Genomic DNA, 14,281 nt, shown 5'->3' with positions numbered 1-14,281 from the left:
GACCCGCCGCCAGACCACCCGCGAACGCCAGACCAGCAACACCCAGAACACTCCTACGCAGCACCGAGTTCATCATCGACAGCTCCATCCGGGGGAACGACACCCACCCACAGGGCAGATGCGGACACCGTCAGGCGCCCAACGAAAAAAGGGGAAAGTCCTCAGAGAGGGAAGCGGCCGGGAGCCGTGCTCACCACGCCGCAACCAGATGTAACCACCGCCGACCCGCCGTCATTCCCGGGTCCACCGGCCCGACCCCGCCCCCACCACAGTGGGAACCACTCGGTCGTACGGAGGGTGTAACGACTCCACCCCCGCCGCCATTCCACCCCCCGAGTGCCCCCGACCACACCCCCATAACGGGATATAACCGACATCGGGCTCACCGTCGGCGGGACACTCAGGTCAACCCGGGTCCGACCCCTCGGCCAGGACGATCCGGCCGTTACGGCGGATCACGCCCAGCCCACCCGGCAGGTGGGTGACCCCCTGACCGCGCCAGGCGGTGACCAGGGCGTCGAGCGCCGCCACGTGTCTGTGGGAGAGGGCCGAGGCCGGCGCACCGAGTTCCCGAGCCCAGGCGTGCAGCACCCGGGTCCGTACCGCCGGAGCCAGGGCGGCCAGGGAATCGACTGCGAGCCCCCCGGCGGGGGATCGGGCGGCGGCCGACGCCTTCTCGGCGAGCTCGTCGAGGACGGCGTTGTCCGCCGCAACCTGGTGGGCGGTTCGGGCGAGATTGTCCACCACTGCCGGACCGAGCGCGTCGACGAGCGCGGGTAGCGCCGCCGACCGCACCCGCGACCTGGCGTACGCCGGGTCGGTGTTGTGCGGATCGTCCCACGGGACCAGGCCGAGGGCCGTGCAGGCGGCCCGGGTCTCGTCCCGACCGACGCCGAGGAACGGGCGCAGCAGTGGCACACCGTCGAGGTCACGGCGGGCGGGCATCCCGGCGAGTCCCCGGGGGCCGGCCCCCCGGGCCAACGCCAACAGCACCGTCTCGGCCTGGTCGTCACGGGTGTGCCCGGTCAGCACCGCGACCGCGTCGAGTCGGCGGGCCACAGCGCCCAGCGCCTCGTAGCGAGCGGCCCGGGCAGCCGCCTCGGGGCCGCCGGGACGCCCGGCCACCGTCACCCGTACCGCCTCGACCGGGTGGAGACCGGCCTCGACGGCCCAGGCGGCCACCGACGCCGCCCGGTCGGCGGAGCCCTGTTGCAGGTCGTGGTCGACGGTGACCAGCCCGGCGCAGTGCCCGAGGCGGGGTGCCACGAAGGCGGTGGCGGCGGCGAGGGCTAGCGAGTCGGCGCCCCCGGAGCAGGCCACCAGGACCGGTCCGCCGACGGGTACGCCGGTCAGCGCCGACCGGACCGCCACCCGGGTCGCGGCCACCGGTGGAGGCAGCGCGGGCACGCCGGAGGCGGTCAGCCGGCGGTCGGCAGCGGGCCGACCGAACCGTGCACCCGCCGCACCCAGGCCTCCGGGTCACCGAGTTCGTCGAGCCGGGGCAGGGTCAACGGCGAGCTGAAGATCTTGTTGAAACCGGGCATGCCCACCTGCTCGACCACGCCGTGCACGAACTTGCGGCCCTCGGCGTACTGGCGCATCTTGACCTCGACCCCCAGCAGCCGCCGGACCGCCTTCTCCAGCGGGTTGCCGGACTCGCGGCGGCGGTTGAACGCCGCCCGGATCCGGTCGACGCTCGGTACGACCTCCGGACCGACCCCGTCCATCACGAACTCGGCGTGCCCCTCCAGGAGGGTCATCAGCGCGGTCAGCCGGTCGAGCACCGCCCGCTGGGCGGGCGTCTGGACGATGTCCAGGACACTGGTGCGGCTCTGCGGGTCGCGGATCACGTCGGCGAGGGTGGAGACCCCCCGGCGCAGCCGCTCGGCGAGGTGTTCACTGTTCTGCGAGGCGTCGACGAACGCCTGGACCTCGCCGAGGAAGTACGCCCGCATCCACGGGACCGCTGTGAACTGGGTCCGGTGGGTCACCTCGTGCAGGCAGACCCAGAGCCGGAAGTCCCTCGGTTCGGCCTCCAGCTTCCGCTCCACCTCGACGATGTTGGGCGCGACCAGGAGGAGTTGCCCCGGGTCGGCCGAGAAGACCTCGTACTGGCCGAGGACCCGGCCGGAGAGGTAGGCCAGGACGGTGCCGGCCTGCACGCCGGTCAGCCGGGAACCGATCGCCTCGGTGAACGCCCCGGGCTGCTTGTCCTGGGAGAGTCGGCTGACCAGGGGCGTGATCACCTCCCGCAGACCGGCGATGTTGGTCGCCGCCCAGTCCTTGCGGTCCACCACCCGGACCGGGGGGTGGGCGAGCTGCGAGCGCAGCCCCGTGTAGTCGGCCACGTGCTCCGCTGCCTCGTCGGTCAGCCGCCGCAGGTCGACGACCACGTCGGTGGCCTCGGACAACGACACCCGAGGGCCCGATTTGCTCAACGCCCCCGCCGTCGCAGCGGCCAGATCCCAGTCCACGAACTGCGCCATGCACCCAACCGTACCCGCGCCGCGACACCCCGGCCCGGTGCCGACCGACAGACGCCCGGTGTCCGGCAAGGTCAACCGGGTCGCGACGGCCGGTCAGGACCCGGCGGAACGGGGCGACTCAGCGGCAGCCGCACCCGGCCAGGGCGGCGGCGATCCGGTCCAGGGCCTGCCGGGTCTGCTCGGGGGTGTCCGCCGGTGCCCGGTCGGTGAGCACGGCGAAGCTGAGCAGTCGCCCGTCGGCGGTGGTGACCAGCCCGGCGATCGCGTGTACCCCGGTCAACGTGCCGGTCTTGGCCCGGACCATCCCGGCGCCGCCGGTGGTCACCGGGGAGGCGTACCGGGTCAGGAGGGTGCCCGACCATCCGGCGACAGGCAGTCCGGCGAAGATCGCCGCGAGTTCGGGGCGGCTGCCGTTGCCGGCGAGCGCGATCAGGTCGGTGAGCAGCGAGGCGCTGAGCCGGTTGGTCCGGGACAGGCCGCTCGCGTCGGTCAGGGATGCCTCGTCGGCAGGTAGCCCCAGCTCGGCGAGGACGTCGTCCATCGCCGTCGCCGCACCCACGAACGACGCGGGCTGTTCCCGGGCCAGTGCGACCTGGCGGGCCAGCGCCTCGGCGACCAGGTTGTCGCTGTCCTTGATCATGAAGTCGACCATCCGGATCACCGGCAGGGACTCGACCACCCCGAGCTCGCTACCCGGGGCGGGGGCTCCGACCCCGCTACCCGCCGGGCCCGGCGCCCGCCCCCGCTGCACCGACTCGACAGGCGCGCCGAGCAGCCGGGCGAAGGAGCGACCAGCAGTCAGGTCCGGGTCCGCCACCCGATCCGCACCCCCGTTGCCGGTGGCGGCCAGCGCCTTACGGGCGGCCACCGGATCCCGGCGGGCCCCGTCGGTCATCAGGGCGGTGACCGCACCGCCGTAGCCACCGGTGGGGATGTCGTCGTCCCAGCCCGGTTCGTACTTCGGCCCGGAGTAGAGCGTGGCGTCGACGATCACCTTCGTCGGGACGGTGCCCCCGAGGGCCTGCGTCACCTGCTCCGCGAGGTCGGTCAGCCGGGCCGCACCGGGGTAGAAGGCGGCCTCGTCGACCGCCAGGGTCGGGTCGCCACCGCCGACGATCACCACCTCGCCCGGGTTCTCACCGGCCACCACCCGGGTGGGGATCCGGTACGCCGGACCTCGGGCGGCGAGCACAGTCACCGCGGTCACCAGTTTGGCCACCGACGCCGGGACGGTCTCCTCGTCGGCACCCTTGCCGTACAGCTCCTGGCCGGAGAGCACGTCGGCCACGGAGACGTGGACCCGGGAGCCGAGGGTCGCGTCGGCGACGAGCGGGTCGAGCAGTTCGCGTACCCCGTCCGGGGTGGGTTGGGCGGCGTTCGGGTCCGATTCGGCGAGCACCGCCACGGGGGCTGGTTCGGACGTTTCGCCGGCCTGCCGGGCGTCGCCCGCGTCGCCGAACCACCCGGCGACCGGGCCGGGCCTGACCACGACCACCCCGAGGCCGGCCAGTCCGAGCAGCAGCACCGTCGCCAGGACCAGGACGGTACGACGACGGCGGCGCAGGGTCTCCGGTCGGGGACCACCCGACGCGGGACGGCCCGAGGACGGGGGCACCTGGGGGGTCGGCGCCGACGCCGTGGTGCCCGGGGGCGTAGGGGGAGCCGGGGCTGCGCCGTCGGCGGGGCCGGGCTCGACCGGAGCCGGTGCCCCCGGCGGGCGGTACGCAGGTGGTGGGGGCAGGTGACGGCCGGGTTCCGGCCCCGGAATCTCGCGGGTGGTCTCCCCCGAGATGTCCCCGACCGGGGTGGAGGCGGTCTCGTCGGGCCGCCCCGGAGGGCCGCTCTCGGGCGTGTTCGCCGGCATCCGGGGGAGCTGGGCCTGGGGCACCGCGATGCGCCCGCTGACCCCACCGGTCCCCGGTCGACCGGTTACCGGACCGGTGGCCCGGTCCGGGCGGTAGTGTGAATCTTCCCTCCCCACGACCCCCTCCTCCCCCACACGAAAACGGCTTGGGTGACACTACTGCGGTCCGAACACTATGCGGCGGCCGGAGCCGACGGGTGGGCATTCGTCCGACCGGAGCGCCGAGGGTGCCCGTCAGCCAGCGTGGGCAACGAGGGAGCGTGAGATGGATTTCGACGTCACGGTTGAGATCCCCAAGGGTCACCGAAACAAGTACGAGGTGGACCACGCGACCGGCCGGATCAGGCTCGACCGTACGCTCTTCACGTCCACGCAGTACCCGGCCGACTACGGGTTCATCGAGGGCACGCTGGGCGAGGACGGGGATCCGCTGGACGCGTTGGTACTGGTTCCCGAGCCGACCTTCCCGGGGTGTCTGATCCGGTGCCGCACCATCGGCATGTTCCGGATGACCGACGAGAAGGGCGGCGACGACAAGGTCCTCTGCGTGCCTTACGAGGACCCGCGTCAGGAGCACCTGCGCGACATCCACCACCTCGGTGAGTTCGACCGGCTGGAGATCCAGCACTTCTTCGAGGTCTACAAGGACCTCGAACCGGGCAAGTCGGTCGAGGGTGCGACCTGGGTGGGTCGGCAGGAGGCCGAGGCGGAGGTCGTCAACTCGTACCGCCGCCACCGGGAGGCCGAGGCGCGCGGCGAGGCTCCGCACTGACCCAGTCGAGGGGTCTGCACCCCTGACAGCAGACACCACCGCCCGCGGGACGCTCAGCCGAGCAGCCCGCGGGCGCGGTCGTACAGGCCCAGCACGGCGCAGGCCACCGGGACCACGGAGACCACCAGCGCCGTGTCGGTCAGGTCAGCGATCCGACCAAGGTACGGCGACACCGGCCGCCGGGCGTAGGTGGTCCCGGCGGCGGCGGTGACCAGGGCGAGGACCAGGGCGGCCCCGGCCGACAGGACCGGACCGGCGGCACCCGCCCGGTCGGCGAGGACCACACCCGCCACGGTGACCCCGAGCAGTCCGGCGGCCAACGGGGGCACCCGGTGGCGTACCGCCACGAACAGCCGGGACCGCAGCAGCAGCACCGCCGATCCGACCGCCACCAGCACCAGTCCTGCAGTGCCCCCGGCGACACCGAGCACGACTGTGGCGGCCACGGCCAGGACTGCGTGCCCGAGCAGCAGACCGGTGAGCATCTCCTCGGTCCGGGCGACCGCCGCGTGCACCCTGGCCCGGTCCGGCAGGTCCCGGACCCGTTCCGACCCGTCGGGGAGCCCGCCGGGCAGGGTGACCGGGGGCAGCGGCAGTTTGCCGAACCGGATGGCCAGCAGCGGCAGCGCCCCCACGGTCAGCACCAGGACGCCGAACAGGATCGCCGCGGTCGCCGCCGGTTCCAGGGTCGACCCGCCGACCGCGGCGACGGCACCGACCAGGCCGACTGTCGCACCGGCCACGAAGACCCGCAGTCGGGCGGCCACCCCGAGCAGCCCGAGGACTGCGACAAGGAGCAGCACCACGGTGCCGGCAAGGAGTTCGGGGGCACCCAGCCAGCGCAGCCCGGGTACCGGTCCGACCGGGTCACCGGAGCCGACCCCGAGGGCACCGGCGGCGAAGGCGTACGGCAGCGCGTACCCGCCCAGTGTCGCGCCGACCCGGCCGTCCCCGTACGCGCGGGAGGCCACGGTTCCGGCGAGGGTGAGCGACAGGGCCAGCGCCACGGCTACCGGCCAGCGTCCCGGGTGCTCCGGCCCCGCTGTGAGGACTGCGAACAGCCCGACGGCGAGCGGCACCCCGGCGCCGACGAGGGTGGTGACCCGGGTGGCCGTCGGGGACCAGGGGGTGCCCCGTCGGCGGGCCCCGTCGGCGATCGCCTCCACCACGTCGTCGTACTCCAGTTCGGGCCACTGCGCCCGGGCTGGCACCAGGTGCAGCACCTCGCCGTCGCGTACGCCCTGCGGCAGCAGCGCCTGGGCGGTGTGCAGGGCTGTCCCGTCGGTCCGTCGCAGCAGCCAGCCGCCGTGCTGTTCACCGTCGTCGGCGAGGCCCTCACCGGCGTGCCGGAGAACGTCGGGCAGCAGCTCGACCAGGGGCACCTGTTCCGGTAGGGCGACGTCCATCCGACGGTGGGGCGCGCTGATGGTGACCCGGGCCAGCCCGACTGACATCGACACATCTCCAAATCGAGCGGGATCGGCGGCTGCGCGGACGACAGGACTTTACCTACCATGAGCCAGGCTCGGGTCACCGAGCGCTGTGGGGAGGGTGCGTGTCCACTGTCGTGATCCGGCGGCCACCCCGCCGACCGGCACCGGAGATCCCGGTGGGGGAGCTGCCAGTCGACGCGCCCCCGGAGATCCCGGCGGTCACCGGTGGACGCTGGCAGCAGCTGCTGATGGTGTTGCCGATGCTCGGCGGAACCGTCGCGATGGCGATGATGTTCGGCCGGGGCGGAGGCGCCTACTCGTACGTGGTCGGCGGGATGTTCGGGCTCTCGTCGGTGGCCATGCTCGCCACCTCCTGGGGTGCCGCCTCGGGCTCGCCGAAGAAGTCCGAGATGATGGCCGCCCGCCGGGAGTACCTGCGGCACCTCGCGGCGCTGCGCCGCCGGGTCCGGGAGACCGCCGAACGGCAGCGGGCCGGGCTCTACTACCGGCACCCCGACCCGGGGCGACTGTGGTCCACTGTGGACAGCCATCGGGTGTGGGAGCGTCGGCCTACCGACCCCGACTTCGCGGTGGTACGGGTGGCGGTCGGCCCGCAGACCCTGGCCACTCCCCTGGTCCCGCCGGTCACCAGGCCGCTCGACGAGTTGGAGCCGATGACAGCGGGCGCGCTGCGGCGTTTCCTCGACGCCTACTCGGTGGTGCCCGACCTGCCGGTGGCGCTCTCACTGCGCAGCTTCGCCCGGGTGTACGTCAGGGACGCCCCGACCGGCCCGGCAGCGGCCACGAACGGCCGGGTGGACCGTCGGGCCGAGGGGACCACCGACGCCCAGGCGCTGACCCGCGCCCTGCTCACCCAGCTCGCCGTCTTCCACGCCCCGGACGAGCTGATCGTGGCGGTCTGCGTCGGGCCGGAGCGGCGGGCCGCCTGGGAGTGGGTCAAGTGGCTGCCGCACGCCCACCACCCGGATCGCACCGACGCGCTCGGCCCGGTTCGCCTTGTCACCAGCGCCGCCGCCGACCTGGAACGGCTCCTCGACGACGTGCTGGCCAGTCGGTCCCGGTTCAGCCCGACCGGCCCGACCACCGACGGCCCGCACCTGGTGGTGGTGCTCGACGGTGCCGACCTGACGGCGGTCACCGACCTGGTCTCCGACTGTGGCATCGACGCTGTCACGGTCGTCGACCTGGACTCCCCACCGCCTCGCCTGCTGGAACGGTTCTCGCTCCTGCTGGAGGTCCGGGACGGCCGGTTGCACTCGTACTCGGCCGACGGGCACGCCGAGGTCGGCACCGCCGACCGACTCGACACCGCCGAGGCCGAGGCGGTGGCCAGACGGCTGGCGCCGCTTCGGTTGGCGACGCCGGCCCGGGGGCCGGACGCCCACTCCGGAACCGAGCCGGGCCTGCCCGAGCTGCTCGGCATCGGGGATCCGGAGGGCTTCACCGCCGAGCAGGGGTGGGCGGCCCGGTCGGCGCGGGAACGGCTGCGGGTGCCGATCGGGGTCGGCGTCGACGGTGGTGCCGTCGAACTCGACCTGAAGGAGTCCGTCCAGGACGGGATGGGTCCGCACGGCCTGCTGATCGGGGCGACCGGGTCCGGCAAGTCGGAGTTGCTGCGCACGCTGGTGCTCGGGCTGGCCGCCACGCACAGCTCCGAGCAGCTCAACTTCGTCCTGGTCGACTTCAAGGGCGGGGCCACCTTCGCCTCGTTCGAGAGGCTGCCGCACACCGCAGCGGTGATCACCAACCTGGCTGACGCGCTGCCGCTGGTGGACCGCATGGTCGACGCCATCAACGGGGAGCTGATCCGGCGGCAGGAGCTGCTGCGCCGGGCCGGGAACTTCGCCGGCCTCCGCGACTACGAACGGGCGAGGGCCACCGGCACCCCGTTGGCTCCGCTGCCCTCACTGCTGCTGATCTGCGACGAGTTCTCCGAGCTGCTGTCGGCCAAGCCCGACTTCATCGACCTGTTCGTGCAGATCGGCCGGTTGGGGCGGTCCCTGGGGGTGCATCTGCTGTTGGCGAGCCAACGCCTGGAGGAGGGGCGGCTGCGCGGGCTGGACACCCACCTGTCGTACCGGATCGGGTTGCGGACCTTCTCGGCCCTGGAGTCCAGGACGGTCCTCGGGGTCCCGGACGCGCACGAGCTGCCCCGCTCCCCGGGGCACGGCTACCTGCGCTTCGGCACCGAGCCCCTGGTGCGCTTCAAGGCGGCGTACGTCTCCGGACCGGCCCCCCGGCCGGGCGTCACGACGGGGAACACGACGGCGGGTACGCCCCGGCTGCACCAGTTCTCCACCCACTTCGTGCCGGTGCCCGAGCCGGTCGCCACCCCCCTCGCCCCCGTCGAGGAGGCCGGTGCACGGAGCCTGCTGGACCTGCTCGTCGACCGGTTGGCCGGACAGGGCCCGCCGGCGCACCAGGTGTGGTTGCCTCCGCTCGGGCCGGCCCCGGCCCTCGACGAGTTGCTCGGCCCGGTCGGCACCGACCCGGCACGCGGGGTCACCGTCGGCAACCCGGAGCTGCACGGTGCCCTCCAGGTGCCGGTGGCGGTGGTCGACAAACCCTTCGAGCAGCGTCGGGACCTGCTCTGGCTGGCGTTGGACGGCGCGGCCGGGCACGTGCGGTGGTGGGTGCACCGCAGAGCGGCAAGTCGAACCTGCTGCGGGCGCTGGTCTGCGCGCTGGCCCTGACCCACACCCCCGCCGAGACGCAGCTCTACTGTCTCGACTTCGGCGGCGGCGCGTTGGCCGCCCTGCGGAACCTGCCCCACGTCGGCGGTGTCACAGGCCGGTCCGACCCGACGGCGGTCCGACGCACCGTCGGCGAGTTGGTCACCCTCCTCGCCGAGCGGGAGGCGGCCTTCGCCGAGTCGGGCGTGGAGTCGATGCCCGCGTACCGCCGTCGGCGGGCGGCGCTGGTGGCGGCCGGGCGGCCGACGACCGACCCGTACGGTGACGTGTTCCTGGTGGTGGACGGCTGGGCCACCCTGCGCGGCGAGTACGACGACCTGGAACCGCTGATCACCGACCTGGCCACCCGTGGCCTGTCCTACGGGCTGCACGTGGTGGCCACGGCGGTGCGCTGGACCGACTTCCGCCCGGCGATCCGGGATCTGTTCGGTTCCCGGGTCGAGCTGCGGCTGGGGGACCCGTCGGACTCCATGGTGACCCGGCGGGCGGCTGCGGCCGACGTACCGGTGGCCACCCCCGGTCGGGGTGTCACGGCCGAGAGTCTGCACTTCCTGACCGCGTTGCCGCGGCTGGCCGGGCTCGGCTGGGAGACCACCGACCTGGTCGGGGCGGTGGCCGACGGGTGGGCTGGTCCACCGGCTCCGCCGGTCCGGCTGCTGCCTCCGGTGTTGCCCTACGACGACCTGGACCTGGCCGTCGGGTCCGGTCTGGGACTGCCGGTCGGCATCGCCGAGGCGGACCTGCGACCTGTGGTGTTGGACTTCGCCGCCGAGCCGCACTTCGTGGTCTTCGGTGACGCCGAGTGCGGCAAGTCGTCGTTCCTGCGGGCGTTGGCGACCTCGATCACCAGGAGGTTCACCCCGGAGGAGGCCCGGATCATCCTGGTGGACTACCGGCGGAGCCTGCTCGGGGCGATCGACGACCTGCCGCATCTGATCGGCTACGGGTCGGCGGCGGCACACACCACTGACCTCGTCGAGTCGGCCGCCGGTTACCTGCACCAGCGGGTCGCCGGCCAGGAGGTCACCCCCGGGCAGCTCCGCGACCGGTCCTGGTGGTCCGGACCGGAGTTGTTCGTCGTGGTGGACGACTACGACCTGGTGGCCAGTGGGCCGGTGAACCCGCTGCGCGCCCTGGAGGAGTTCCTCCCGCAGGCCCGGGACGTCGGCCTGCACCTGGTGCTGGCCCGCCGGTCCGGCGGTGCCGCCCGGGCCCAGTTCGAGCCGGTCGTGCAGCGGCTCCGGGAGCTTTCCACCGCCGGGCTGGTGATGGCCGGCAGTCCGGAGGAGGGCCCACTGGTCGGGTCGGTCCGTCCCGGCCCACTTCCGCCCGGCCGTGGTCGGCTGGTCACCCGCCGGGAGGGGGTGCGTCTGGTGCAGTTGGCCCACCTGCCACCGTCCTGATCGACTGCGACCCGCCGATCGCAACTTCGCGGTTCACACCGTGTGGTACGAGGAATTGGGTAATCTCCGGAGCAACATGTGTCCCTCGCGATGAATGGCTGAGAAGGTGACTGGGACCCGGCACGCGCGTTCGTCCACGGCCCGACGACTCGCCGGCCGTCCGTCATCGCCCCGACGACTCGCCGGGCGCGCCCTGCTCGGCCTCGCGGTGGCCGCCGTCCCGATCGCCGGTCCGACACCCCAGGCGCTGGCCGCCCCGTCTCCGACCCTCGCCACGGCACCGGTGGCCGCCCCGCTGGCGGGAACGTCTCCGGTGGCCCGGTTCGCGCCGGTGGACAACCCGACCCGAGTCGACCGCATCCGCGACGAGCAGTGGCAACTGGACGCGTTGAAGGCGAAGACGGCCTGGCGTAGTTCGACCGGCCGGGGTGTCACAGTCGCGGTGGTGGACTCCGGTGTGGACGCCACCCATCCCGATCTGGCAGGTCGGGTGGCACCGGGTCTCGATCTGGTCAGTCCCGGCGGTTCCGGCCCGGCGGATCCGGTCGGGCACGGGACCACGGTGGCCGGTCTGATCGCCGGGAGCAACGACGACCGGGGTGCGGTGGGTCTCGCCCCGGACGCCCGGATCCTGCCGGTCCGGGTCCTCGACGAGGACAACCGTTACGACGACGCGCTGATCGTGGCCAAGGGGGTCCGCTGGGCTGTCGACAACGGGGCTCGGGTGATCAACCTGTCCCTCGGTGGCAGCGGTGACAGCGCCGCCCTGGCCGCCGCCGTGGACTACGCGTTCGCCCGGGACGTGGTGGTGGTGGCCTGCACCGGCAACCTGGCCACCTCGTCCAGCAGCAAGGTCTGGTATCCGGCCCGGGAGCCGGGGGTGATCGCGGTCGCGGGCCTGGAGCGGGACACCGAGCAGCTGTGGTCGGGGTCGATCACCGGTGCGGCGACTGTGCTCTCCGCACCGGCCAGTGGTCTGGTCGGCGCACGTCCGGGCGGTTACTGGCGGGTGCAGGGCACCAGCTTCGCCGCGCCGCTGGTGGCCGCCACGGCGGCGCTGGTCCGCGCGAAGTACCCCCAGATGTCGGCGGGCGACGTGGTCAACCGGCTGATCTCCACCGCCCACGACATCGGCCCCGCCGGCCGGGACGACCGTTACGGGTACGGCCTGGTGGATCCGGTCGCGGCGCTCACCGCAGAGGTCCCGTCGGTGGGCCGCAACCCGCTGGACAACAACTCCTCCCCCGGGGTGGCCGGGTTCGGCCCGGCTCCGGGGAGCCCGGGAAGCGAACAGGCCACCGGCACCGGCACCGACCCCCTCGACTTCACCGCGCCACGTCAGCACACCCGTTGGACGGCGTTGCCCGCCGGTGCGCCGGCCGATCCGCCCTCCGACCGGATCTGGGCCTCGGCGGCGGTCCTGGTCGCCCTGGTCACCGGTGCCGCCCTGACCGTTCGTCGGGTCCGGCAGCGCCGCCGGTGACCGGTGCCGGGGCGCTCCGGGACACCGGTGCCCGGGAACCGGTCTGAGTCGGTGTCCTCGGGGGTAGATCTCAGCAGCATGAACGGCCGCACCTCCGCCCCCTCCTGGCGCCGTCGTCGCCTCGACCCGGATCGTCCGCGCGGGCTACGGTCCAGCCTGGCGACGGTCGCCGCCCTGACGGCGCTTCCCTTCGCCGGGTTGACCGCTCTGGTGGTCGCCGCCGGTTCCTCGTTGCACGCCGTCGACGAGCGGATCACCGACGCGGCGCACGCGTACGCGCTCGACAGTCCCGGTTGGGTCCGGGCGATGAGCCTCTGGACCGACGTGTTCGCACCGAACCCGCTCCGGCTGGCTGCGTTGCTGCTGGTCGTGTGGCTGCTGCACCGCAACGCCCGCCGTACCGCCGGCTGGGTGGCGCTGACGATGGTGGTCGGCGGGACGCTCGGACCGTTGTTGAAGCTGCTCGTCACCCGGGACCGTCCCGACCTGCTGGACCCGGTCTCGTCGGCCACCGGGTACGCCTTCCCGTCCGGCCACGCGCTCAACGCCGCCCTCGCGGCGGGGGTCCTGCTGGTGGTCTTCCTGCCGAAGACCCGGGGCCGACCGGGGCGGCGGGCGGCGCTGTGGGTGGCGGCGATGGCGGTCGCCGGGGTGACCGGGTTCAGTCGGATCGCCCTCGGCGTGCACTGGACCAGCGACGTGGTGGCGGGATGGTTGCTGGGGGCGGCAGTGGTCACCGCCACCCTGGCGGCCTTCGCGCTCTGGCGCGACGGGGACGGCCAGCACCCCGGGAACAGGCCACAGCCGGGCAACGGACAGCAGCCAGAGGGCAGGCAGCAGCCGGGCGACGGACAGCAGCCAGGCGACGGGTCGACGGCTACCGGTTGACGGCCCCGGCAGGTCAGGTGCAGTTGCCGGTGGCGACCGGTTCGGTGCTCTGGGCGCCGGCCAGGGCCACCGGGCGGGCCTCGGCGGCGGTCACCGCGAAGCCGGTGTTCGGGTCGTCGGCCACCGCCGCGAAGATCACTCCGAGGACCAGGCCGTTCGAGGAGAGCAGTGGCCCTCCGGAGTTGCCGCTGCGGACCAGCGCCCGGATCGTGTAGATCTCCCGGGTCACGTCGGCGGAGGCGTAGATGTCCGGACCGGTTATCTTGCCCACGTCCCGGATCCGGGCCGACTGGGCGTCGTACGGGCCGTTGAGCGGGAAGCCCAGCACGATCGCGTCCGCCCCGCTGGTGACGTTGCCGGCGGCGAACCGCATCGACGGGCCGGGCAGTCCGGGGACCCGCAGCACGGCGAGGTCGCGGTCCGGGTCGTAGACCACCACGTCACCGTCGTAGCGTGAGCCCCCCAGCTCCACGGAGACCCGCTCGGTGCCCGCCACCACGTGCGCGTTCGTCATCACCCGGTCGTCGGCGTAGACGAAACCAGAGCCCTCGATCCGTCGCGAACAGCTCGGTGCGGAGCCGAGCACCTTCACCACTGACCGCTGGCCGTTCGCCACCACCTCGGATCCGGCCAGCGCCGGGTCGGGCGGGGACACCTGCCGGGCCCGGGTGGGTGCCAGCCCGCCGAAGACGTCCGGGAAGCCGTTGGTGTCGACGGTCTCCCGCAGTGCCGTGGAGAGCTGCTGGGCCTCGTCCGGCAGGACCTGGTCGACCGCGTTGAGCAGGGCGCTGTTGCGCACCGAGGAGGCCAGCCAGGGCAGGGACGACGAACCCAGTGGCACGGCGACCAACCAGGCGACCATGACCACGGCGAGCAGGGACACCAGTGCCCCACCCACGTCGTCGGCCCGCCGCGCCAGCCTGCTGGTGATCGTCCGACGCAGGTGGGAGCCGATCCAACCGGCCAACGCCTGCCCGATCACCGCCAATCCGAAGACCGCCACCAACGAGATCAACACCCGCAAGCCGCCGTCGGTGAACTGTCGAGCCAGCATCGGGCCGAGCTGGAGCCCGATCAGGGCCCCGACGAAGAACCCGGAGAACGACATCACCCCGATGACGAAGCCCTGGCGGTATCCGCTGATCGCGAACACGAGCATGAGCAGCAGCAGTACGACATCCACGACGGACACCCGTCAAGGGTACGGGCACCCCGCACCCCCCGATCACCGGCGCGTA

The 14,281-nt window shown here is 73.4% G+C and carries 8 protein-coding genes and 2 pseudogenes; 5 read left to right on the top strand and 5 right to left on the bottom strand.

Annotated features, from left to right (window positions below):
* Positions 1-405 precede the first annotated feature (405 nt).
* The 3 genes from tilS to dacB all read right to left on the bottom strand — a co-directional run bounded on the left by tilS (position 406) and on the right by dacB (position 4,050).
* On the bottom strand, positions 406-1,407 hold the full coding sequence (gene tilS / locus ABT336_RS18395) for a tRNA lysidine(34) synthetase TilS (RefSeq protein ID WP_350897825.1): 1,002 nt from the start codon (positions 1,405-1,407) through the stop codon (positions 406-408).
* Positions 1,408-1,418: 11 nt separating this feature from the next.
* The gene (locus ABT336_RS18390) at positions 1,419-2,486 is read right to left on the bottom strand and encodes an Rv3626c family coenzyme F420 biosynthesis-associated protein (RefSeq protein ID WP_350897824.1); all 1,068 of its coding nucleotides are present in this window, start codon (positions 2,484-2,486) and stop codon (positions 1,419-1,421) included.
* A gap of 118 nt (positions 2,487-2,604) precedes the next feature.
* Positions 2,605-4,050, bottom strand: a complete 1,446-nt coding sequence (gene dacB, locus ABT336_RS18385) for a D-alanyl-D-alanine carboxypeptidase/D-alanyl-D-alanine endopeptidase (RefSeq protein ID WP_350897826.1) — start codon at positions 4,048-4,050, stop codon at positions 2,605-2,607.
* A gap of 565 nt (positions 4,051-4,615) precedes the next feature.
* On the opposite strand from dacB, the gene ABT336_RS18380 reads away from it, so the two are divergent.
* Positions 4,616-5,122 carry an inorganic diphosphatase gene (locus ABT336_RS18380; protein ID WP_350897823.1) on the top strand — a complete coding sequence of 169 codons (507 nt, stop codon included), beginning with the start codon at positions 4,616-4,618 and terminating at the stop codon, positions 5,120-5,122.
* A 53-nt stretch (positions 5,123-5,175) separates the two neighbouring features.
* Here the strand turns inward: ABT336_RS18380 and eccD are convergent, their stop codons facing one another.
* Positions 5,176-6,576, bottom strand: a complete 1,401-nt coding sequence (gene eccD / locus ABT336_RS18375; RefSeq protein ID WP_350897822.1) for a type VII secretion integral membrane protein EccD — start codon at positions 6,574-6,576, stop codon at positions 5,176-5,178.
* 101 nt (positions 6,577-6,677) lie between these two features.
* Here eccD and eccCa point away from each other — a divergent pair.
* From eccCa to ABT336_RS18360, 4 genes and pseudogenes are all read left to right on the top strand, one after another.
* Positions 6,678-8,817 (top strand): annotated as a pseudogene (gene eccCa, locus ABT336_RS27550) (type VII secretion protein EccCa); the annotation flags it as partial.
* A 65-nt stretch (positions 8,818-8,882) separates the two neighbouring features.
* Positions 8,883-10,672: pseudogene (eccCb, locus tag ABT336_RS27545) on the top strand (type VII secretion protein EccCb); the annotation flags it as partial.
* Positions 10,673-10,766: 94 nt separating this feature from the next.
* Positions 10,767-12,155: a type VII secretion-associated serine protease mycosin gene (gene mycP / locus ABT336_RS18365; RefSeq protein WP_350897821.1), complete on the top strand. Its 1,389-nt coding sequence runs from the start codon at positions 10,767-10,769 to the stop codon at positions 12,153-12,155.
* A 78-nt stretch (positions 12,156-12,233) separates the two neighbouring features.
* Positions 12,234-13,043, top strand: coding sequence for a phosphatase PAP2 family protein (locus tag ABT336_RS18360; RefSeq protein WP_350897820.1), 810 nt, complete (start codon positions 12,234-12,236; stop codon positions 13,041-13,043).
* A 13-nt stretch (positions 13,044-13,056) separates the two neighbouring features.
* Here the strand turns inward: ABT336_RS18360 and ABT336_RS18355 are convergent, their stop codons facing one another.
* Positions 13,057-14,235, bottom strand: a complete 1,179-nt coding sequence (locus tag ABT336_RS18355) for a MarP family serine protease (protein WP_350897819.1) — start codon at positions 14,233-14,235, stop codon at positions 13,057-13,059.
* Positions 14,236-14,281: the final 46 nt, after the last annotated feature.

This window comes from Micromonospora sp. NPDC000207 (assembly GCF_040300925.1).
Classification (GTDB): Bacteria; Actinomycetota; Actinomycetes; order Mycobacteriales; family Micromonosporaceae; genus Micromonospora.
This window is presented reverse-complemented; position numbering and strand designations above follow the sequence as displayed.